Here is a 21,047-nt window from a genome sequence, read left to right as displayed (position 1 = left end):
CGCTACGGCCGTCCCAGCGGCACAATCATTGGCGTATGCGCCACCGGGTCTTCTACAATCACGCAGCGCAAGCCGTATACCTGCTCAATCAACGCGGGCGTGACAATCTCTGCCGGTTTCCCTTCCGCGATAATCCGTCCATGACGCATAGCAATCAGGTGCGTGGCATAGCGGCAGGCGTGATTCAGATCATGCAGCACCACCACCAACGAACGGCCATGCTGTTGATTGAGATCCTGCATCAATTCCAGCAATTCAATCTGATGGGTGATATCCAGCCAGGTGGTCGGCTCGTCCAGTAACAACAACGGCGTTTGCTGCGCCAGCACCATCGCAATCCACACACGCTGACGCTGACCGCCAGACAAGGTATCCACCTGCTGATCAGCGAGATCAGACACCCCGGTCGCCAGCATCGCCTGCTGCACCGCAGCTTCATCTTCAGCACGCCAGCGCCCGAACAGCGCCTGATGTGGATAACGTCCACGCGCCACCAGCTCAGTGACGCTGATGCCTGCCGGGGCGTTAGAACTTTGCGGCAGCAGGCCCAGGCGGCGTGCCACCTCTTTGGTGGGATAGCGCGCAATGGCTTCTCCGTCCAAAAACACCTGACCTTTTAACGGCGTATTCAGACGACTCAGGGTGCGTAACAGGGTTGATTTGCCACAGGCATTCGGGCCAATAATCACCGTCAGCTCCCCTTCCGGGATCGCCACCGACAAATTTTCTGCCACCACTTTTTTGTCGTAACCCAGCGTCAACCCTTCGCCATAGAGACGACTGGAGATTTCGGTCATTGGCGTCGTGCCTCCCGCACCAGTAAAGCAATCAGATAAAGGCCGCCGATGCTGACGGTAATCACCCCCACCGGCAATTGATAAGGTAAGAACAGATGCTGGGCCGCGAAATCGGCAGCAATCAGCAACAGCGCACCACATAATCCGGCCAGCGGCATGCCGCCGCCGAGACGGCGCGCAATCTGCGGTGCCAGTAGCGCTACAAAGGAGATCGGGCCGACCAAAGCCGTTGAAGCAGCGATCAGCACCACACCAAGCAGCATCAACCACAGGCGGCTACGCTCCACCGGCACGCCAAGGGCGCAGGCGGTGTCATCCCCCATCTCCAGCAAACGCATCCGGCGGGCCAGCAGCGCCACCAACAGCAGCGCCAGCAGTAACACCACGATCACCGGCGGCGTTTTTGTCCAGGTAATACCGTTCAGCGAACCGGCGCTCCACAGACCAGCGCTGAGGGCAGCATCCAGCGAAGCGCTGATAATCAACCAGCTGTTAAGCCCCATCAACAACGCACGCACGCTGATGCCGACGATAATCAAACGGAAAGTCTCCACGCCGTTACGCCAGGCAAACAGGTAAACCAGCGCGGCAGTGGCAATGCCGCCAATCATCGCAGCGGCCGTCATCGCCGAGGCGTTTTGGTTGAACAACACCAGCGCCACCAGCACACCGCTGTAGGCTCCGGTGTTAAAGCCAAGAATATCCGGGCTGCCTAATGGATTACGCAACAGTGACTGGAAAATCGCGCCGCTCACGCCCAACGCTGCGCCAATCAGCAACGCCATCAACACGCGTGGCAGACGCCACTCCAGCACGATCAGTTTGATATTGCTGGCACCCTGCCCCAGCATCACCTGCCAGATTTGTTCACCGCTGACCGGCAAAGCACCCCGTGTCATCGCCAGAAACGCGAGCAACCCGCAACCGAGCAGCAACCAGAAGGTATGAAACATGACGCGCCGGGTCATACAACACCTCGCGCGAGTTTGCGCCGCACCAGTACAATCAACATCGGTGCTCCCAGCATGGCGGTGACGATAGAAACGCGCAGCTCACCAGGCACCAGCAGGCGACCAATAATATCCGCCGTTAACAGCAGGATCGGGGTCACCAACGCGGTAGCAGGCAGTAGCCAGCGATGGTCATTCCCCACCAGCCAGCGCGCCAGATGCGGCGTCATCAACCCAACAAACGCAATCGGTCCAACCGCTGCGGTGGCTGCACCGCACAGCAGCGCAATCGCCAGCAGCCCCAGTACCTGGGTACGGGCCACGCGCGTACCCAGCGCGGTCGCCATATCGCCGCCCATACTCAGGCTGTTTAACGCTTGCGACAAACAGAAAGCTACCACGCTTCCGACGGCAACGGCTGGCCACAGGGTACGCAGGATGCTGAAGTCGCGAATATCCAGCGAACCACTGTGCCAGAAACGCAGGTGATCATAGATGTCAGGATTGAGCAGCGAGATGCCTGAGGTCAGCCCTTCCAGTACCGCGCTTAACGCGACACCGGCCAGGGTTAAACGCACCGGATTGACGCGCCCGCCACCTATCGCACCGGTCATCGACACCAGCAATGAAGCCAGTAGCGCACCGCCAAAAGCAAAACCAAGCCATTCGGACGGCGCATTGGCACCAAAGCATGCCACCCCCAACACCACGGCGAAACTGGCTCCGGCGTTGACACCAAGAATACCGGGGTCTGCGAGTGGATTACGCGTCAGGCTTTGCATTAACGCGCCGGCCAGCCCCAGAGCCACGCCCGCCAGCAATCCGGCCAGGGTACGCGGCAGACGCGCCTCGCGAACGATAACGCAATCCGCACTACCACAGGTGGTGGTAACGGCATGATAAACATCGGAAAGAGAGATGGATTTTGCCCCCAGCATTAAACTCAGGGCAATAAGGAGCACCAGCAGCATCCCTGATCCTGCAAGTGCGCGAGTCTGGTGCATAGCGTTATGAACCTTTAATAATCAACGTAATCGCGTGCGTAGGGTAAATGTGATAATGATATTTGTTATCGTTATTACTCGTATTTGTCTATGTTATCATGACTCGCCTCGCGGAAGATGAGGAAAATTGGTGCAAAAAGGCGAAGAAATGAACAAACCCTCCCACTTTATCGATCTCTCCCTGCTTAAATCCCATCCGGCGTTTCGCGCGGTATTTATCGCCCGCTTTATCTCGATTGTCGCACTCGGCATGTTGGCGGTGGCGGTGCCGGTACAAATTCAGCAGATGACAAAATCCCCCCTGCTGGTTGGACTCGGCGTTACGGTAGCCGCCTGCGGCATGTTTATTGGTTTGCTAACCGGCGGGGTACTGGCCGATCGTTATGAACGTAAGAAACTGATTTTATTCGCCCGCTCGACCTGTGGTCTGGGCTTTGTCGGACTGGCGATCAACGCGGCGTTGCCGGAACCCTCACTGACTGCGGTGTATCTGCTGGGGCTGTGGGATGGCTTTTTCGGTGCGATTGGCGTCACCGCGCTGTTGGCCGCGACTCCGGCGCTGGTCGGACGCGAGAATTTGATGCAGGCGGGCGCAATTACCATGCTTTCGGTACGTTTCGGCTCCATCCTGTCACCGGCGATAGCCGGCATGGTGATTGCCAGTGGCGGCGTGGTATGGAACTTCGTCCTCGCGGCGCTGGGGACCTTACTGACCGTGCTGACCTTACTAAAACTGCCGATGCTACCTCCGCCACCACAGCCGCGCGAGCACCCCCTGAAATCGCTGGCAACCGGTGTGCAATTTCTTTTTACCACGCCTTTGGTGGGGATGGCGGCGTTGATGGGCGCACTGGTGACGCTGGCGAGCGCGATTCGCGTGCTCTATCCGGCGCTGGCTCCGCATTGGGAGGTGAGTGCCGACCGACTGGGATTGATGTTCGCTGCCGTGCCTTTGGGTGCCGCAATCGGCGCTGTCACCAGTGGTCGGTTAGCACAGGCCTCACGTCCCGGTTTATTGATTCTCAGTAGCGCTATCGCCTCATTTCTGGCGCTCGGGCTGTTTGGCCTGATGCCAGACTTCCCCCTCGCGTTGCTCTGCCTGGTGGCGTTTGGTTACTTCAGTTCCATTACCAGCCTGGTGCAGTATACCCTGATTCAGGCATTAACCCCTGATGCGCTGCTGGGACGTATTAACAGCTTATGGACGGCACAAAACGTCACCGGGGATGCGCTGGGCGCGGCGCTGATTGGCGGGATCGGTGCCTGGCTGTTACCTCAGCAGGCGGCCGCGGTGTTTGGCTTTGCTGCCACCCTGCTGGGCGTGCTGATGTGGCTGGTGATGGGATCGTTACGTCGCTATCAACCGCCAGCCGTAACGCTGGCGGAAGAAGCATCATGACTTCACAAACAGTTTTTCCAGGCGAGCCAGCAGGTTGCTGGCGCTGAAGTAATCAAGGCGGAAGCTGTCAACGCCCATTGCATAAACCTGTTGCTGCGTCACGGCGGCGTTTTGTGCGAGGAACGGATTAGCCAGCACCGACTGACGGGTTTTGTCGTCGCCAGCAAATAACAGGAAGCTGTGTCCCGTCAGGCCGCTGGCAACGTTTTCACCCGCGAGCTGAATGATGTCCTTGCGCTGTCCCATGCTGTGGCTTTGTTGAATATTGGCCGGAGGCATCGCCAGGGTGAAGCCCAGTTGCTGCAACAATTTGCCCTGCGCCGATTCAGCAGTCCACAAATTCACCGCGCGTCCATCGCCATTCCACACCAGGGCGGAAACCGGCTGCGGCGGTAATGTGATGGCTTTTTTCAGCGCGGCCTGACGATCGGCAAAGGCTTTAATATGCTGCGCCGCCTCGGTTTCATGACCGGTGGCCTCACCGAGCAGCGTCATCAGGTCCTGCCAGCTTTTATCGTCGTAGTTAATCACCAGCGTCGGTGCAATGGCAGAAAGCTGACTCACCAGCTTGATGGCGGAGTCGTTACCCGTGGCGCTGACGATAATCAGATCCGGTGCTTCGGCTGCCACCGCTTCAGCGTTGGCTTCACCAATATACAGGCGTTTGACGCCGCGTTGTTTCGCCACCTCGCCCCACTGACGGAAGAAGCCCTGATCGTCGGAGAGGCGACTGTTGGGGGCGGTAGCACCCGATGCAATCACCGGCGCATCAATCGCCAGCAGTGAACCGGTCAAGGTGACGCTGGTTGAGACAATACGCTGGGGGGCTTTGGTCAATGTCACCACGCCCTGTTCGGTCTGAATTTTGCGTGGCCAGCCCTGTTCGGCACGCGCAAGTCCACTAAAAGCCTGTAAAATGAACAACAGGACAACCATGCCCCATAAACCGCATTTATTCATAAGTTTTCATCCATTATTTAGCTTATTTCCGCCCCCGGCGTAAATGCCGGAAAACGCTTAAAGATAAGGGAACACCCGCGAACTGATTGACTCTTTGGACCATTCGACGTAGGTTACAGGGCCATAATAAAAATGATAATCATTCTTAATAATCTTATCATTTATAGGTGAAAATTATGGTGGAATCCTCCACGTTTGAAAATGCCTGGCTGAAGGATTTTTCCGCACTTTGTCGCGGATTCCTGTTCACATCTCCCTGGCGCAGCCTGGTGACTCAGGGTTGCTACACCACCCTGACCGAACCGGTTCAGGATGCTGCTGCGCTAGACGGTGATTTTCAGCAACAGCTGCGCCAGCATTTTGCAGCGGCGAAAAAACAGGGTATCGAGAAACCGATTCTGGTCGGTGCGATCCCGTTTGATGTCAGCCAACCTGCCGCTTTGTTTATTCCTGAATCCCATCAGACCTTTAAGCGTGCCGATTTACTGGCCGCGTTACCGACCGAACTGAGTGCGCTGCCCGCCGTGCGCCGCCGTGCGGCAGTGCCGGATCACGACGCCTTTACCCAAATGGTGGCAGATGCGGTGGCGGCCACACAACGTGGCGATCTCGACAAAGTGGTCCTGTCGCGCCTGATGGATATCGTGACTGAACAACCGGTGGATAGCGCTGCGCTGATGCAGCGGGTCATGGCGCAAAACCCTAACAGCTACCATTTCCATCTGCCGCTGCCGCAGGGTGGTGTGTTGCTGGGAGCCAGCCCGGAACTGATGTTGCGCAAGCAGGGGCGTGACTTCAGCTCTTGTCCTCTCGCCGGTTCCGCACGTCGCGATAGCGACAGCCAAACCGATCGCGCAGCCGGCGAAACGTTGATGAACTCCAGTAAAGATCGGCACGAACATCAGCTGGTCACCGATGCGATGCGCTCCACGCTGCAACCGCGCAGCCGTCTGCTGTCGGTGCCGACCGTACCCTCGCTCATCACCACCTCAACGTTATGGCATCTCGCCACGCAGATTGATGGTGAAGTGCAGGATCCGCGCGAGAATGCCCTGTCCCTCGCCTGCCTGCTACATCCGACCCCGGCTCTCAGCGGTTTCCCGCATCAGCAAGCGCAGCAGCTGATCCAACAGTTGGAGCCGTTCGATCGTCAGCTGTTTGGCGGCATCGTCGGCTGGTGCGATGACGCAGGCAATGGCGAATGGGTCGTCACCATCCGTTGCGGCACGGTACATGACAGCCGCGTGCGCCTGTTCGCGGGTGCCGGAATTGTGGCCGACTCTCAACCCGAATCAGAATGGCGTGAAACCGGCGTGAAGCTGGACACCATGTTGCGCGCCTTTGGACTGCAATAAAGGAAAGACCATGAGTATTCCCTACAACCGCTGGCCTGACGAACTCGCCGCCCGTTACCGCGAAAAAGGCTACTGGCTCGACGTACCAATGACCGACATCCTGGCGCGTCAGCAACAGAATGACGCCATCGCGGTGATCGACGGCGAACGCCAAATCAGTTATCGCGAAATGGATCAGCTGACCGACAACCTGGCGGCTGCCCTGCAACGTCGCGGCCTGAAAACCGGCGATACCGCGTTGGTGCAGCTCGGCAACGTGGCGGATTTCTATCTGACCCTGTTTGCCTTATTTAAAATTGGCGTGGCACCCGTCAATGCGTTGTTTAGCCATCAGCGCACAGAAATGACCGCCTACGCGGCGCAGATTGAACCGGTGCTGCTGATTGCCGATCGTACCCATCCGCTGTTCGCTGATGATAGCTTTATCGATGTGCTGTGCCGCAGCCATCCCTCGTTGCAGCAGGTGATTCTGCGCAATGACACCCAGCCGGAAAACACCCTGGAAACGCTGCTGGCGGAAAGCGCCGGTGATTTCACCCCAACGCCGAGTGCGGGTGATGAAGTGGCCTTCTTCCAGCTCTCCGGCGGCAGTACCGGTACGCCGAAGCTGATCCCGCGTACCCACAACGATTACTACTACAGCATTCGTGGCAGCGTGGATATTTGCGCCGTGACCGACCGCACCCGCTATCTGGTAGCACTGCCTGCGGCACATAACTTTCCGATGAGTTCACCCGGCGCACTCGGCGTGTTTTATGCCGGTGGTCAGGTGGTACTGGCCGCCGATCCCAGCGCAACACTGTGCTTTCCGTTGATCGAAAAACATCAGATCACCGATACCGGCCTGGTGCCGCCTGCGGTGAGCCTGTGGTTGCAGGCGATTCAGGAATGGGGCAGCAACAAACAGCTGGCCTCACTGGAACGGATGCAGGTGGGCGGTGCGAAGTTGGGTGAGACATTGGCTTCCCGCATCCAACAAGAAATTGGCTGCCGGTTACAACAGGTTTTCGGTATGGCGGAAGGGCTGGTGAACTACACACGCTTCGACGACGACGAGAAAACCATCCTCACCACCCAGGGACGTCCAATTTCTGATGATGATGAAGTCTGGGTCGCCGATGCCGATGGCAATGCATTGCCGGTGGGTGAAGTGGGCCGTCTGATGACACGCGGTCCTTATACCTTCCGTGGTTACTATCGCAGCCCGGAGCATAACGCCGCCAGCTTTGATGCCGACGGGTTTTACTGTTCCGGCGATCTGATTGAGATTAACCCGCAGGGTTACATCACCGTACAGGGACGCGAAAAAGATCAGATCAACCGTGGCGGAGAGAAGATCGCCGCAGAGGAGATCGAAAACCTGCTGCAACGTCACCCGGATGTGATTCACGCTGCGCTGGTATCGATGAATGATGAGCTGATGGGTGAAAAGAGCTGCGCCTTTATTGTCGCCAGCCAGCCGATTAAGCCGGTGGCGCTGCGTCGCCATCTGCGCGAACTGGGCGTAGCCGAGTTCAAATTACCCGATCGTATTACCTGCGTAGACGCCCTGCCGCTGACCCCGGTTGGTAAGGTAGATAAAAAACGTCTGCGCCAACAACTTGCCGACCAACAAGCGCAAGCCTGACCTGTTCCGGAGATTGTATGGCTATTCCAAAATTGACCTCTTATCCGCTGCCGACCGCCACCGAGTTGCCTGCCAACAAGGTGAAATGGGCGCTGGAGCCGCAACGCGCGGCGCTGCTGATTCACGATATGCAGGCCTATTTCCTTAATTTTTGGGGCGAAAACAGCCCGCTGGTGAATCAGGTTGTCGAAAACATCGCGCGGCTGCGGGCTTACTGCAAAGCGCAAGGCATCCCGGTGTTCTACACCGCGCAGCCTAACCAGCAGAGCGATGAAGATCGTGCGCTACTGAATGATATGTGGGGACCCGGCCTCAACAAGCATCCCGATCAACAGAAGATCGTTGATGCTCTGGCACCGGATCAGCACGATCATGTACTGACCAAATGGCGTTACAGCGCCTTTCATCGTTCTCCGCTGGAGTCGATCCTGCAAGAGATGGGCCGCGATCAGCTGATCATTACCGGCGTTTACGCCCATATCGGTTGCCTGACCACCGCCACTGACGCCTTTATGCGCAACATCCAGCCATTTATGGTGGCCGATGCGCTGGCTGACTTTACCCGTGAAGAACATCTGATGGCGCTGACCTACACCGCTGGCCGTAGCGGCAAAGTGGTGATGACCGCTGATCTGATGCCGCTACCGCTGAGCAAAGACGATCTGCGTGCGCTGATCCTGCCGCTGTTGGAAGATGACGATGTGCCGGAAGATGATGAGAATCTGATCGACTACGGTCTTGATTCCGTACGCGTGATGGCGCTGGCAGCGCGCTGGCGTCAGGTGCACAGCGATATCGATTTCGTTAGCCTGGCGAAGAATCCCAGCATTGACGGCTGGTGGGCGCTGCTGTCGCGGGAGTCGACGAAATGAGCCTGCCGTTTGATTTCCGTGGAAAAATTGTCTGGGTAACCGGGGCCGGTAAAGGCATCGGCTACCATACGGCGCTGGCTTTTCATCAGGCGGGCGCGCAGGTGGTGGGCTTCGATCTGCGTTTTGATCAGGCAGACTATCCGTTTGCCTGTCAGGTGATGAACGTTGCTGATGCTGCTGAAGTGAAAACCGTCTGCCAGCGTCTGCTGGCGGATCAACCGCGTCTCGATGTGCTGGTAAACGGTGCTGGCATTCTGCGTATCGGCAGCACCGAAGAACTGGCGTTTGAGGACTGGCAGGCTTGCCTCGCCGTCAACGCCGGTGGTGCGTTCAATATGTTCCAGCAGACGCTGCCGGTGTTCCGTCAGCAACGGGCCGGCGCTATCGTCACCATCGCTTCGAATGCCGCCCATGCACCACGTCTTGGCATGTCTGCTTATGGCGCATCCAAAGCGGCGCTACGTAGCCTGTGCCTCACCGTAGGTCTGGAGATGGCTCCGCTCGGCGTGCGTTGCAATATCGTCTCACCAGGATCGACCGATACCGATATGCAGCGCAGCCTGTGGCATACCCCGGAGGCGGAGCAGGAGATGATCAACGGTTTCCAGGATCAATATAAACTCGGGATCCCGCTGCGTAAGATCGCCAAACCGCAGGAGATCGCTGCCAACATTCTGTTCCTTGCTTCCGATCTCGCCAGCCATGTGGTACTCCAGGATATCGTGGTGGACGGTGGCGCGACGCTGGGAGCCTGATGCATGGCAATCTGGAAACGATCGATAGAACTGGATGAACTGAACCGGATGGGTGAGAACTCACTGGTGGCGCATCTGGGCATTGTGTTTACCGTGATCGGCGACGATCACCTGGAGGCCATCATGCCGGTAGATGCACGTACGCAGCAGCCATTTGGTTTGTTGCACGGCGGCGCATCGGTGGTGTTGGCGGAATCGATGGGATCGATTGCCGGCTATCTCAGCGTGGAAGAGGGAAAAAGCGTGGTGGGGATTGAGGTGAGTGCCAGTCATCACCGCGCGGTCAGCAGCGGCGAAGTGCGCGGTATCTGCCGCCCACTGCATCTCGGCGCACGTAATCAAAGCTGGCAGATCGAGATCCGCAATGGACGCGATCAGTTGTGCTGTAGTAGTCGTTTGACGGTGGCAGTGCTCGGGTAATTTGACCTGGTATGCCATCCTTTCTGCCGTAGCGGCAACAAAAAAGCGGCCATCTGGCCGCTTTTTGCTGGAGCAATTAACGCTGGTAAATGATTTCGACGCCCTCGTCGTCATCTTCATCCCAGTCGTCATCCCAGTCTTCGTCTTCTTCCACTTCCTGCGCGTTTTCCATCGCTTCACGGTGGTAATCATCCCACATGAAGGCAACTTTCTCCGGCTCTTTCGCTTCTTCTTCGACTTCTTTCGGGTTCGCGATGATGAAGCTCATTACGTCCCAACACAGGTCGTTGACGCCATCACGGCTGGCAGCGGAAATCAGATAGTATTTATTTTCCCAGCCCAGCGCTTCTGCAATCGCTTTAGCACGGCTTTCCGCTTCTTCACGGCTCAGCAGGTCAGTTTTGTTGAACACCAGCCAGCGCGGCTTCTGATACAGTTTATCGCTGTACTTCTCCAGCTCGCCGAGGATGATGCGCGCGTTTTCTACCGGATCTGACTCGTCAATCGGCGCGATGTCGATCAGGTGCAACAACACGCGGCAGCGTTCAAGGTGTTTCAGGAAACGAATACCCAGGCCCGCACCTTCCGCAGCACCTTCAATCAGGCCCGGAATGTCGGCGACCACAAAGCTTTTTTCGCTGTCCATACGCACCACGCCGAGGCTTGGCACCAGGGTAGTAAACGGATAATCAGCAACTTTTGGCTTCGCGGCAGAAACAGCACGAATAAAGGTCGATTTACCTGCATTCGGCAAACCAAGCATACCGACGTCAGCCAGCAGCATCAGCTCCAGTTGCAGGTCACGTTTTTCACCCGGCGTACCCATCGTTTTCTGGCGCGGAGTACGGTTCACAGAGGATTTAAAACGGGTATTGCCCAGACCATGCCAGCCGCCTTTGGCGACCATCAACTTCTGCTCGTGGCGGGTCATATCGCCCAGCGTTTCACCGGTGCCCTGGTCAATGACACGCGTCCCCACAGGGACTTTGACGATGATGTCTTTACCACGTTTGCCGGTACAGTCACGGCTCTGGCCATTCTGGCCACGCTCAGCACGGAAAGATTTTTCGAAACGATAATCGATCAGGGTATTCAGGTTTTCATCCGCCAGCAGGTAAACGTCGCCGCCATCGCCGCCGTCACCACCGTCCGGACCACCTTTCGGAATGTATTTTTCGCGGCGGAAGCTGACGCAACCATTACCGCCATCACCCGCGACCACCAGGATCGTCGCTTCATCAACAAACTTCATTTTCTTTCTCCGTCACACTAACGTTCTCAGCGGGTTCCCAACTGCGAACGGGTCCGCCAGGGTCTTCTGCGCTGACCGGCGGCGGATAATACAGGATGGGCAATGCCTTGTGTACATAAATTGTACAGCAATCTGCGTCAGGATGCAGGCTTACGCGCGCTCCGCAGCAGAATGTAAAAAGCCCCGCAAAGCTGCGGGGCCTTTCATTCGTTCGTTCAGACGTTAACCGTCTGCGTCACGACAACCTTACTCAGCAACGATGCTGATGTATTTACGGTTGTTCGGACCTTTAACTTCGAATTTAACTTTGCCGTCTGCGGTAGCAAACAGAGTGTGGTCACGACCACAACCTACGTTGTTACCAGCGTGGAATTTGGTACCACGCTGACGAACGATGATGCTACCTGCCAGAACAGATTCGCCACCGAAACGTTTAACACCCAGACGTTTTGCATTGGAGTCACGACCGTTACGAGTCGAGCCACCAGCCTTTTTATGTGCCATTTGTCAGATCTCCTCTTAGGCGCTGATGCCAGTGATTTTCACATCAGTGAACCACTGACGGTGGCCCTGCTGCTTACGGTAGTGCTTACGACGACGAAACTTAACGATTTTAATTTTCTCGCCACGACCATGAGCAACAACTTCTGCTTTGATCACGCCGCCTGAAACCAGTGGCGCGCCGATTTTCACGTCTTCGCCATTTGCAATCATCAGAACCTGGTCGAACTCGATGGTTTCACCGGTTGCGATGTCCAGCTTTTCCAGGCGAACGGTCTGACCTTCGCTTACTCGGTGTTGTTTACCACCACTTTGGAAAACCGCGTACATATAAAACTCCGCTTCTGCGCATGCCTTTTTGTTTATCAGGCGGCGCTATAAATATTCACAATAGGGCGCGAATTCTACGCAAATCTCCAGCAGAAGACAAGTGCACTTTGCACTCTCTTGCAGAAAAAAAGCGCAGGATGAATGCAAACGTTTATCGAGGCGATTTTTCAAGTACAATCAGTAACAGATTACCTGAACTCACGCTGGGTAAAAGCGCTTACCATGCCGAGAAACGAGTCATAGCTGAACAGACGAATGAACTTAGAACAGATTAATGAATTAACCGCGCAGGACATGGCGGCCGTCAACCAGACCATCCTCGACCAGCTGAATTCAGATGTCTCGCTGATTAACCAGTTGGGTTATTACATCATCAGCGGCGGCGGAAAACGTATTCGCCCGATGATTGCGGTGCTGTCAGCACGCGCACTGAATTACCAGGGTTCGCAACATATCACCAATGCGGCGCTGATCGAATTTATCCACACCGCCACGCTGCTGCATGACGATGTGGTGGATGAATCCGATATGCGTCGTGGCAAAGCGACGGCCAATGCCGCCTTTGGCAACGCTGCCAGCGTGCTGGTCGGTGATTTTATCTACACCCGTGCTTTCCAGATGATGACCAGCATGGGATCCCTGAAGATCCTCGCACTGATGTCTGAAGCGGTAAACGTGATCGCCGAGGGCGAAGTGTTACAGCTGATGAACGTCAACGATCCGGATATCACTGAAGAGAATTACATGCGGGTGATTTACAGCAAAACCGCCCGTCTGTTTGAAGCCGCTTCGCAAGCGTCCGCCATTCTCGCTGAAGCCACCCCGGCACAAGAAAAAGCGCTCCAGGATTATGGTCGCTATATTGGCACCGCTTTCCAGTTAATTGACGATTTGCTGGACTACAGCGCCGACGGTGAGACACTGGGCAAAAATACCGGTGATGACCTGAGTGAAGGGAAACCGACGCTGCCCTTGCTGCATGCCATGCATCACGGCACGCCTGAGCAGGCGCAGATGATTCGTCGCGCCATTGAAGAGGGTAATGGCCGCCATCTGCTGGAACCCGTGCTGGAAGCGATGCAACAATGCGGCTCGCTGGCGTGGACGCGCCAACGCGCGGAAGAAGAGGCTGATAAAGCGATCGCTGCGCTGAAAATCCTGCCGGAAACGCCGTGGCGTAGCGCACTTGAGGCCCTGGCCCATATGTCCGTCCAACGCGATTTTTAATCTCTATGGGGCCGTTTCTGGCCCCTTCTCGCTCTCACTTCTGCTCCATCCTTTTACATCGTTTGCAAAACTTTTGCGAAATATCACGCAGTTATTGATCATTACTTGAAACTTACTGGAAATTTCTGGAATCTTTTTGCTATAAATATCTGTAACTTTCCAGCTACCTTTGCGAAGGAAAGGCATATTCTCCCGTTGGATTAGATGGCAACATGGACAAGGAGTAGAAGTTTATGCGCATAAGGAGAAAAGACTGGCATTCGGCTGACATTATCGCCCGCCTGAGAAAAAAGGGGATGACAATGGCGGAATTGTCACGACAGTCAGGTCTGAGCTCATCAACGCTGGCCAATGCAATCGTTCGCCCCTGGCCGAAAGGTGAATGGTTGATTGCCGGAGCACTCAATATTCATCCCTCAGAGATCTGGCCGAGCCGGTATTATGATCCTAAGACACGTTGCTTACGCGATCGCAAAGTACGCCTGCCCGCTGAAAAAGATCCCGAATTGCCTGTAGATCCTGAAGCCTCTTGCCCGGATCTCTGACAAAAAAAACCAGCCGCATCATGCGACTGGTTTCTTTATTTCAAGCCGATAAGATCGTTATTCGCCGCTGACGCGTTCGATATTCGCACCCATCGCTTTCAGCTTGTCTTCGATATGCTCATAACCACGATCGATATGGTAAATGCGATCAACCAGCGTGGTGCCTTCCGCAATGCAACCTGCCAATACCAGGCTGGCCGACGCACGTAAGTCAGTCGCCATCACCTGGGCACCAGAAAGGGTTTCAACGCCATGACAGATCGCCGTGTTGCTTTCGATTTCCGCGTGCGCACCCATGCGGATCAGCTCAGGGATGTGCATAAAGCGGTTTTCGAAGATCGTCTCGGTGATCACGCCAGTACCTTCTGCCACCAGGTTAAGCAGCGTGAACTGCGCCTGCATGTCAGTCGGGAAGCCCGGATGAGGAGCAGTGCGTACATTGACCGCTTTCGGACGCTTACCATGCATATCAAGGCTGATCCAGTCTTCACCGGTTTCGATATCCGCACCGGCATCACGCAGTTTAGCCAGTACGGCATCCAGCGTATCAGGCTGGGTATTGTGGCACAGCACTTTGCCACGCGAGATCGCTGCCGCCACCAGGAAAGTACCGGTTTCGATACGGTCTGGCAGTACGCGATACACGCCGCCACCCAGGCGTTCTACGCCTTCGATGGTGATTTTATCAGTACCTGCGCCACTGATTTTCGCACCCAGGGTGTTGAGGAAGTTTGCCGTATCGACAATTTCCGGTTCACGCGCGGCGTTTTCAATGATAGTGGTACCGGTCGCCAGGGTCGCTGCGCTCATAATGGTCACGGTGGCACCCACGCTCACTTTGTCCATCACGATATGCGCGCCTTTCAGACGACCATCAACCGAGGCTTTGACATAGCCCTCTTCCAGTTTGATCTCCGCACCCAGCTGCTCAAGGCCGGTAATGTGCAGATCAACCGGACGCGCACCAATCGCGCAGCCGCCCGGCAATGACACTTGTCCCTGACCAAAGCGCGCAACCAGCGGCCCCAGCGCCCAAATGGAGGCTCGCATGGTTTTAACCAGATCGTAAGGCGCACAGAAGACATTAACTTCGCGCGCATCAACGTGTACCGAACCATTGCGTTCAACTTTCGCACCCAGCTGACTCAGCAGCTTCATGGTGGTGTCGATGTCACGCAGTTTCGGCACATTCTGAATCTCTACTGGCTCTTCAGCCAACAGCGCTGCAAACAGAATAGGTAGCGCAGCGTTTTTCGCCCCGGAGATGGTGACTTCACCACTCAAACGGGTCGGGCCTTGCACACGAAATTTGTCCATTAACATGGTTCTCAATATCCATCCCAACAAGCCCGCCTGAGCAGGCTTGTGCGCTTAGAAACCGTTAAGTTTCCGATCGCGCGCCCACTCGGCAGGGGTATAAGTTTTAATAGAAACCGCATGAATGCGATTATCCGCAATATATTCCATCAGAGGCGCGTAAACCGCCTGCTGCTTTTTAACCCGGCTCAGCTCGCCAAACATCTCACCGACGGCAATCACCTGAAAGTGGCTGCCATCGTTGCTGAGGACATGTACTTCGTCTAACGGCAGCGCCTGCATCAGCACAGCCTGAACTTCACTATTTTCCATCGCTCTTTGCTTCAAGTTAATAAGAATAAGCCAGACATCTTAGAGGAAAGTTCCTGACTCTTAAATACGCAAAAGCCCCTGAAAGCATCAGGGGCTTTATAGATGTGGATAATGATTAGGCGGTTTGTTCCGCAGAAACAATTATCTGCTGGAGGTTATAAAGCGTAATCAGTGACTGGAGTTTCTCGGTAATACCGCTAAAGCATGGCGTGCTGCCCTGCGCACGAACGATTTCACGTAAATGCACCAACAACGCCAGACCTGCTGAATCAACACGATCCAGCGCTGCCACATCAATGGTATCGATGCCTGCCATAGCCGTTTCACGTTGATGCCACAAGGCAAGAAGCGTATCACGGTCCAGTTTGCCGCTCAGGGCCAGTGTGCTGCCAGTGCGCTGCCAGCGTAATGGTTCGCTCATTATTGCTGCTTATCCAGAGAGATAGGCTGCGCTGCTGAGGCTTTCAACTGCGCGGTCAGACCATCAATACCTTTGGTGCGCAGCAGATCGCCCCACTCATTCTGTTTGGTGGTGATCATACTGATGCCTTCAGCCACCATGTCATAGGCTTGCCAGTCACCGGTGCGGGTGTTCTTACGCCACTGGAAATCAAGGCGAACCGGCGGGCGACCATTAGGATCAATAATCGTGACACGAATTGCCACGATATTGGCATCGCCAATCGGCTGCTCCGGTTGGATTTGGTAGGTCTGACCGTGATACAGGGCCAGAGCCTGACCGTAAGCCTGCGCCAGATAATCACCAAAAGCGGCAAAGTAAGCATCACGCTGCGCAGGAGTCGCATCACGATAGTAACGGCCCAGCACCAATGCACCGGCGTATTTGATCTGGACATACGGCAGCAATTCCTGGCGCACGATATCGCGCAGGTAGTTCGGGTCCTGCTTGATCTTCGGCTGTTCGTTTTTCAGGCGAGTAAAGGTTTTCGCCGCCGCTTCATTCATCAGTTTATAGGGATTGCTCTGGTCCGCGGCCGTAGCGGCCAGGGGAACGATGGCCAGCATGGCAATCATCAGTAAACGTTTTAACATCGTGTTGTACCTCTTGGGATTATTCCGTTACTGCGGGTGCGCTCTCCGCACCCTGTTGTTTATTATCGTTTTTATTGTCGCCGCTCTTATACAAGAACTGGCCAATTAAATCTTCCAGCACCAACGCCGATTTGGTATCGCGCAGCGTACCGCCATCTTTCAGCATCGCTGATCCGAGATCCGGGTCATCAAAGCCCAGATTCAACGCCAGAAACTGTTCACCCAGTAATCCCTGGGTGCGGATCGCCAGTGAACTGGTGTCCGGTATTTTGTCAGCGTATTGATCGCTGATCGCCATCGTCACGCGCGGCGACAGGGTTTTATCATCCAGAGAGATATCGGTCACTCGACCAATCACCACGCCGCCGATCTTGACCGGCGAGCTGACTTTCAGGCCGCCGATATTATCGAACGTGGCATACAGCTTCCATGTAGGTTCAGTCCCCAGCGACTTCAGGTCAGCAACACGCAGGCTGAGAAACAGCATTGCCAGCAGAGCCAGCAGCATGAAGACGCCTACCCAAATTTCGTTTTTCTTGCTTTGCATTGCATCATTTCCCAAACATCAGTGCTGTCAGCACAAAATCCAATCCGAGTACCGCCAGTGAAGCGTGCACCACGGTACGCGTCGTCGCCCGACTGATCCCTTCCGAGGTCGGGATGGCATCATAGCCATTGAACAGCGCAATCCAGGTTACCGTAATGGCGAAGACTGCGCTTTTGATAATGCAGTTGATGACATCAGTACGGAAATCCACGGCATTTTGCATCGCGGACCAGAAGAACCCTGGATCGATCCCCTTCCAGCTGACACCCACCAATGCGCCGCCCGCAATCCCCACAGCCGTAAAAATCAACGCCAGCAGCGGCATGCTGATAAAACCAGCCCAGAAACGCGGTGACACCACGCGGCGCAGCGGGTCGACTGCCATCATCTCCATGCTGGAGAGCTGCTCAGTCGCCTTCATCAGGCCAATTTCTGCCGTCAACGCCGATCCTGCGCGCCCGGCAAACAGCAAGGCGGTGACCACCGGACCAAGTTCACGCAGCAGCGACAGCGCCACCAACATGCCAAGGCTGGTTTCCGCGCTGTAGGTGGTGAGAACCAGATAGCCCTGCAATCCCAGCACCATACCGATAAACAACCCGGAAACCATGATGATCAGCAGTGACATGACGCCCACGCTGTAGAGTTGCTTAATCAGCAATGGCGCGTGTTTGCGAAACGCCGGTTTACCCACCAGCGCATGAAACAACATCATTCCTGCGCGACCAAACGCCGCACAGGTGTTTATCCCCTGACGTCCAAGTGACGCCAGCGCCTGTAACAACATCAGTTTAGGTTCTCCCTGCTTGGGTCAAATCAGCCAGATAATCCCCGGCCGGAAAGCGGAACGGCACCGGGCCATCCGCATGCCCCTCAATAAACTGGCGCACGCGTGGATCTGCGTTTTGTCGCAATTCAGGCGCACTTCCCTGAGCAATAACTTTTTGCCCGGCAACAATATAGGCATGATCCGCAATGCTCAAGACCTCTGGCACATCGTGCGAAACCACAATGCAGGTTACGCCCAGCGAATGGTTCAACTCATCAATCAATTTCACCAGCACACCCATAGTGATCGGATCCTGACCGACAAAGGGTTCATCAAACATGATCAGATCCGGCTCCAGCGCAATCGCGCGCGCCAGGGCAGCGCGCCGTGCCATACCACCCGACAGTTCCGCCGGTTTGAGTTGTGCCGCGCCGCGCAGCCCCACCGCCTCCAGCTTCATCATCACCGTGCTGTGCAGCAGCTCCGGCGGTAATTGCGTATGCTCACGCAACGGCCAGGCGACATTGTCAAAGACGCTAAGATCGGTAAAAAGTGCCCCCGACTGGAACAACATGCTCATTTTTTTACGCACTTCATACAATCTGCTGCGCGACAATGAGGGAATGTTCTCATCGTGAAACCAGATTTCACCTTTATCCGGTTGCAGCTGGCCACCAATCAGACGAAGTAATGTGGTTTTACCAATACCTGACGGCCCCATGATGGCGGTAACTTTGCCCGCCGGTACCGTTAAGGATATGTCGTCGAAGATGGTGCGATCTCCGCGCGAAAAGCTCACGCCACGAACCTCAACCAGATTCGCTTGTTGCTGGATCATCTTTACCTCTTAATGGGGATCGGGCGTTATCGTGTCCGGGGATGGTAGCCTGTAAGGCCGCAATGCACGAGAGTTTTACAGAAACTTACCCACCCGGTGTGGCGAAAACCGCCTTAAAATTTACTTTTGCCTCTCAGACAGTCAAAATCAGCGCCTGTTTCAATGCGCTAATGTTTTTACCCGTCGGTCAAGGTGTGCCGACACCCCCGGCCATCAAGGATTTTTCATGTTCGTAGCCACTGCCCTGCTGTTCATTGGATTGATTTTACTGGCTTACGGTGCTGACCGATTAGTTTTCAGTGCCGCGATCCTCAGTCGATCCTTTGGCATCCCGCCATTAATCATCGGTATGACGGTGGTCAGCATCGGCACTTCGCTTCCAGAATTGATCGTCTCTTTCTCCGCCGCGCAACATGGGCAGATGGATTTAGCAGTAGGCACAGCTCTGGGTTCGAACATCACCAATATTTTGCTAATCCTGGGCGGCGCGGCGCTGCTGCACCCCTTAACCGTCCACTCCAATCTGATTCGTCGCGAACTCCCGTTAATGCTGCTGGTCTCACTGCTGAGCGGCATCATGTTGTTTGATAATCATCTTAGCCGCCTCGATGGTGTGGCTTTGTTGCTGATTGCGCTGGTTTATCTGTTGGTGGTGATCCGCATCGCGCGCCGGGCCGAACGCGAGAACAATGACACCCTGACGCGCGAACAATTAGCCGAGCTACCACGCGATGAAACCGGTAATACCGTGGCCTTCCTGTGGCTTGCCGTGGCGTTGCTGATCCTGCCTATGTCGACCCGGATGGTGATCGATAACGCGACGGTCTTTGCCGACTATTTCGGGGTGAGTGAACTGGTGATGGGCCTGACGCTGATCTCGGTAGGTACCAGCCTGCCAGAGCTGGCGACTGTGATTGCCGGGGCCATGAAAGGCGAGGACGATATCGCCATCGGCAACCTGATCGGTGCCAACATTTATAATCTGGCTATCGTACTGGGCCTGCCTGCGCTGATTCATCCGGGCAGTATTGATCCCCACGCGTTTGCCCGGGATTACTGGGTCATGTTGGGGGTTAGCGTGTTGTTCGCCCTGCTGTGCCTGCAACCGCGACGCCGAATTGGCCGGGCAGCAGGCACCTTGTTGTTAGCTGGATTTATCGTGTGGGTGTGCTGGCTGTGGCTTAGCCCCATGTTTACCCCAAGTTAATAAGGACAGACTGAGCATGTCACATCAGCGACTGGATTTTGACTTTCAACAGGCGGGCAAAGCGGTGCTGCGCATTGAGCGCGAAGGACTTGAGCAACTCGATCAATATATCAATGACGATTTCTCCCGCGCCTGCGAAATGATCTTTGCCTGTCGGGGCAAAGTGGTGGTGATGGGTATGGGCAAGTCCGGACATATCGGCAAAAAAATCGCCGCCACGTTCGCCAGCACCGGAACGCCAGCGTTCTTTGTTCATCCGGCGGAAGCCAGCCACGGTGACCTTGGCATGGTCAGCACCGATGATGTGGTGGTGGCCATTTCTAATAGCGGCGAATCCAACGAAATCCTCGCGCTAATCCCGGTTCTTAAGCGACAGAAAGTCCAGCTGATTTGTATCACCAGCCGTGCCGACAGTGCGATGGGACGTGCCGCCGATGTGCATCTGTGCGTTAAAGTGCCACAGGAAGCCTGTCCTCTTGGGCTGGCCCCAACTACCAGCACCACCGCAACGCTGGTGATGGGCGATGCGCTGGCCGTCGCGCTGCTGGAAGCGCGTGGCTTTACCCAGGAAGATTTTGCACTGTCCCATCCCGGTGGAGCTCTCGGACGTAAACTGCTGCTGCATGTCAGCGACATCATGCACAGCGGCGACGAGATCCCGCATGTCTCTCGGGATGCCTCACTGCGTGATGCGTTGCTGGAGATCACGCGTAAAAATCTCGGCCTGACGGTGATCGTTGATGACCTGATGAAAATCGAAGGCATCTTTACCGACGGTGACTTGCGTCGGGTGTTTGATATGGGTATCGATTTCCAGTCAGCCAGCATCAAAGATGTGATGACACGCGGCGGTATTCGCGTACGTCCCAACCTGCTGGCCGTTGACGCCCTTAATCTGATGCAAAACAAAAACATCACTGCGCTGCTGGTGGCCGATGACGATCGCCTGCTCGGTGTGGTACATATGCATGACATGCTGCGCGCTGGCGTTGTCTGAACAGGAAAAGAAC

The 21,047-nt window shown here is 55.6% G+C and carries 24 protein-coding genes; 10 read left to right on the top strand and 14 right to left on the bottom strand.

What is annotated here, in order from left to right; translation table 11 throughout:
• Positions 1-2: 2 nt before the first annotated feature.
• Genes AC6I8N_RS02700 through fepD form a run of 3 tightly spaced genes read right to left on the bottom strand, consistent with a single transcriptional unit; the run spans position 3 to position 2,718 of the window.
• Complete coding sequence (locus tag AC6I8N_RS02700) at positions 3-797, bottom strand: ATP-binding cassette domain-containing protein (protein ID WP_021185727.1); 795 nt, start codon at positions 795-797, stop codon at positions 3-5.
• The gene (gene fepG, locus AC6I8N_RS02695; protein WP_208724699.1) at positions 794-1,765 is read right to left on the bottom strand and encodes an iron-enterobactin ABC transporter permease; all 972 of its coding nucleotides are present in this window, start codon (positions 1,763-1,765) and stop codon (positions 794-796) included. The genes AC6I8N_RS02700 and fepG overlap by 4 nt, the downstream gene beginning before the upstream one ends.
• Positions 1,762-2,718: a Fe(3+)-siderophore ABC transporter permease gene (gene fepD / locus AC6I8N_RS02690; RefSeq protein WP_244634015.1), complete on the bottom strand. Its 957-nt coding sequence runs from the start codon at positions 2,716-2,718 to the stop codon at positions 1,762-1,764. Before fepD ends, fepG begins: the two co-directional genes overlap by 4 nt.
• A gap of 181 nt (positions 2,719-2,899) precedes the next feature.
• On the opposite strand from fepD, the gene entS reads away from it, so the two are divergent.
• Positions 2,900-4,150: an enterobactin transporter EntS gene (gene entS / locus AC6I8N_RS02685; RefSeq protein WP_497829977.1), complete on the top strand. Its 1,251-nt coding sequence runs from the start codon at positions 2,900-2,902 to the stop codon at positions 4,148-4,150.
• Here the strand turns inward: entS and fepB are convergent.
• Positions 4,145-5,110, bottom strand: a complete 966-nt coding sequence (fepB, locus tag AC6I8N_RS02680) for a Fe2+-enterobactin ABC transporter substrate-binding protein (protein ID WP_208724696.1) — start codon at positions 5,108-5,110, stop codon at positions 4,145-4,147. The two genes, entS and fepB, sit on opposite strands and share 6 nt — an antisense overlap.
• A 176-nt stretch (positions 5,111-5,286) precedes the next feature.
• On the opposite strand from fepB, the gene AC6I8N_RS02675 reads away from it, so the two are divergent.
• Genes AC6I8N_RS02675 through AC6I8N_RS02655 form a run of 5 tightly spaced genes read left to right on the top strand, consistent with a single transcriptional unit; the run spans position 5,287 to position 10,139 of the window.
• A complete protein-coding gene (locus AC6I8N_RS02675; protein ID WP_208724695.1) occupies positions 5,287-6,465 on the top strand; it encodes an isochorismate synthase in 1,179 nt (392 codons plus the stop codon).
• Positions 6,466-6,475: 10 nt separating this feature from the next.
• A complete protein-coding gene (locus AC6I8N_RS02670; protein WP_497829976.1) occupies positions 6,476-8,092 on the top strand; it encodes a (2,3-dihydroxybenzoyl)adenylate synthase in 1,617 nt (538 codons plus the stop codon).
• Between the two features lie 17 nt (positions 8,093-8,109).
• Positions 8,110-8,964, top strand: coding sequence for an isochorismatase family protein (locus AC6I8N_RS02665; protein ID WP_021185720.1), 855 nt, complete (start codon positions 8,110-8,112; stop codon positions 8,962-8,964).
• Positions 8,961-9,719 (top strand): 2,3-dihydro-2,3-dihydroxybenzoate dehydrogenase, encoded by a 759-nt coding sequence (gene dhbA, locus AC6I8N_RS02660; RefSeq protein WP_021185719.1) that lies wholly within the window; start codon positions 8,961-8,963, stop codon positions 9,717-9,719. Before AC6I8N_RS02665 ends, dhbA begins: the two co-directional genes overlap by 4 nt.
• 3 nt (positions 9,720-9,722) lie before the next feature.
• A complete protein-coding gene (locus AC6I8N_RS02655) occupies positions 9,723-10,139 on the top strand; it encodes a hotdog fold thioesterase (RefSeq protein WP_497829975.1) in 417 nt (138 codons plus the stop codon).
• 76 nt (positions 10,140-10,215) lie between these two features.
• Here AC6I8N_RS02655 and cgtA read toward each other — a convergent pair whose 3' ends face one another.
• From cgtA to rplU, 3 genes are all read right to left on the bottom strand, one after another.
• Positions 10,216-11,391 carry an Obg family GTPase CgtA gene (gene cgtA / locus AC6I8N_RS02650; protein WP_021184255.1) on the bottom strand — a complete coding sequence of 392 codons (1,176 nt, stop codon included), beginning with the start codon at positions 11,389-11,391 and terminating at the stop codon, positions 10,216-10,218.
• 246 nt (positions 11,392-11,637) lie between these two features.
• A complete protein-coding gene (gene rpmA, locus AC6I8N_RS02645) occupies positions 11,638-11,895 on the bottom strand; it encodes a 50S ribosomal protein L27 (protein WP_006121751.1) in 258 nt (85 codons plus the stop codon).
• 15 nt (positions 11,896-11,910) lie between these two features.
• Positions 11,911-12,222: a 50S ribosomal protein L21 gene (rplU, locus tag AC6I8N_RS02640; protein WP_013507673.1), complete on the bottom strand. Its 312-nt coding sequence runs from the start codon at positions 12,220-12,222 to the stop codon at positions 11,911-11,913.
• A gap of 255 nt (positions 12,223-12,477) precedes the next feature.
• Between rplU and ispB the strand changes: the two genes are divergently transcribed.
• Together ispB and AC6I8N_RS02630 are read left to right on the top strand one after the other, a co-directional pair.
• Positions 12,478-13,449: an octaprenyl diphosphate synthase gene (gene ispB / locus AC6I8N_RS02635; protein WP_013507672.1), complete on the top strand. Its 972-nt coding sequence runs from the start codon at positions 12,478-12,480 to the stop codon at positions 13,447-13,449.
• 233 nt (positions 13,450-13,682) lie between these two features.
• Complete coding sequence (locus AC6I8N_RS02630; protein WP_208724693.1) at positions 13,683-13,994, top strand: helix-turn-helix domain-containing protein; 312 nt, start codon at positions 13,683-13,685, stop codon at positions 13,992-13,994.
• A gap of 57 nt (positions 13,995-14,051) precedes the next feature.
• Here AC6I8N_RS02630 and murA read toward each other — a convergent pair whose 3' ends face one another.
• From murA to mlaF, 7 genes are all read right to left on the bottom strand, one after another.
• Positions 14,052-15,311 carry a UDP-N-acetylglucosamine 1-carboxyvinyltransferase gene (murA, locus tag AC6I8N_RS02625; protein WP_036626380.1) on the bottom strand — a complete coding sequence of 420 codons (1,260 nt, stop codon included), beginning with the start codon at positions 15,309-15,311 and terminating at the stop codon, positions 14,052-14,054.
• Between the two features lie 54 nt (positions 15,312-15,365).
• A complete protein-coding gene (gene ibaG / locus AC6I8N_RS02620; RefSeq protein ID WP_021184251.1) occupies positions 15,366-15,623 on the bottom strand; it encodes a BolA family iron metabolism protein IbaG in 258 nt (85 codons plus the stop codon).
• Between the two features lie 115 nt (positions 15,624-15,738).
• Positions 15,739-16,044, bottom strand: coding sequence for a lipid asymmetry maintenance protein MlaB (mlaB, locus tag AC6I8N_RS02615; RefSeq protein ID WP_021184250.1), 306 nt, complete (start codon positions 16,042-16,044; stop codon positions 15,739-15,741).
• On the bottom strand, positions 16,044-16,676 hold the full coding sequence (mlaC, locus tag AC6I8N_RS02610) for a phospholipid-binding protein MlaC (RefSeq protein WP_497829974.1): 633 nt from the start codon (positions 16,674-16,676) through the stop codon (positions 16,044-16,046). Before mlaC ends, mlaB begins: the two co-directional genes overlap by 1 nt.
• A gap of 19 nt (positions 16,677-16,695) precedes the next feature.
• Positions 16,696-17,223 carry an outer membrane lipid asymmetry maintenance protein MlaD gene (gene mlaD, locus AC6I8N_RS02605; RefSeq protein ID WP_208724691.1) on the bottom strand — a complete coding sequence of 176 codons (528 nt, stop codon included), beginning with the start codon at positions 17,221-17,223 and terminating at the stop codon, positions 16,696-16,698.
• Positions 17,224-17,227: 4 nt separating this feature from the next.
• The gene (gene mlaE, locus AC6I8N_RS02600; RefSeq protein WP_021184247.1) at positions 17,228-18,010 is read right to left on the bottom strand and encodes a lipid asymmetry maintenance ABC transporter permease subunit MlaE; all 783 of its coding nucleotides are present in this window, start codon (positions 18,008-18,010) and stop codon (positions 17,228-17,230) included.
• Between the two features lie 4 nt (positions 18,011-18,014).
• A complete protein-coding gene (gene mlaF / locus AC6I8N_RS02595; RefSeq protein ID WP_021184246.1) occupies positions 18,015-18,830 on the bottom strand; it encodes a phospholipid ABC transporter ATP-binding protein MlaF in 816 nt (271 codons plus the stop codon).
• Positions 18,831-19,056: 226 nt separating this feature from the next.
• Here mlaF and AC6I8N_RS02590 point away from each other — a divergent pair, with 226 nt between their 5' ends.
• Both AC6I8N_RS02590 and kdsD read left to right on the top strand, forming a co-directional pair.
• Positions 19,057-20,037 carry a calcium/sodium antiporter gene (locus AC6I8N_RS02590; RefSeq protein WP_021184245.1) on the top strand — a complete coding sequence of 327 codons (981 nt, stop codon included), beginning with the start codon at positions 19,057-19,059 and terminating at the stop codon, positions 20,035-20,037.
• A gap of 16 nt (positions 20,038-20,053) precedes the next feature.
• Positions 20,054-21,034 carry an arabinose-5-phosphate isomerase KdsD gene (gene kdsD, locus AC6I8N_RS02585; protein ID WP_021184244.1) on the top strand — a complete coding sequence of 327 codons (981 nt, stop codon included), beginning with the start codon at positions 20,054-20,056 and terminating at the stop codon, positions 21,032-21,034.
• The last annotated feature ends 13 nt before the right edge of the window (positions 21,035-21,047 follow it).

Source organism: Pantoea sp. X-Soil-TKNS-1279 (assembly GCF_059730565.1).
Note: the sequence above shows the minus strand (reverse complement) of the source record. Positions and strands in the feature narration are given on the sequence as shown.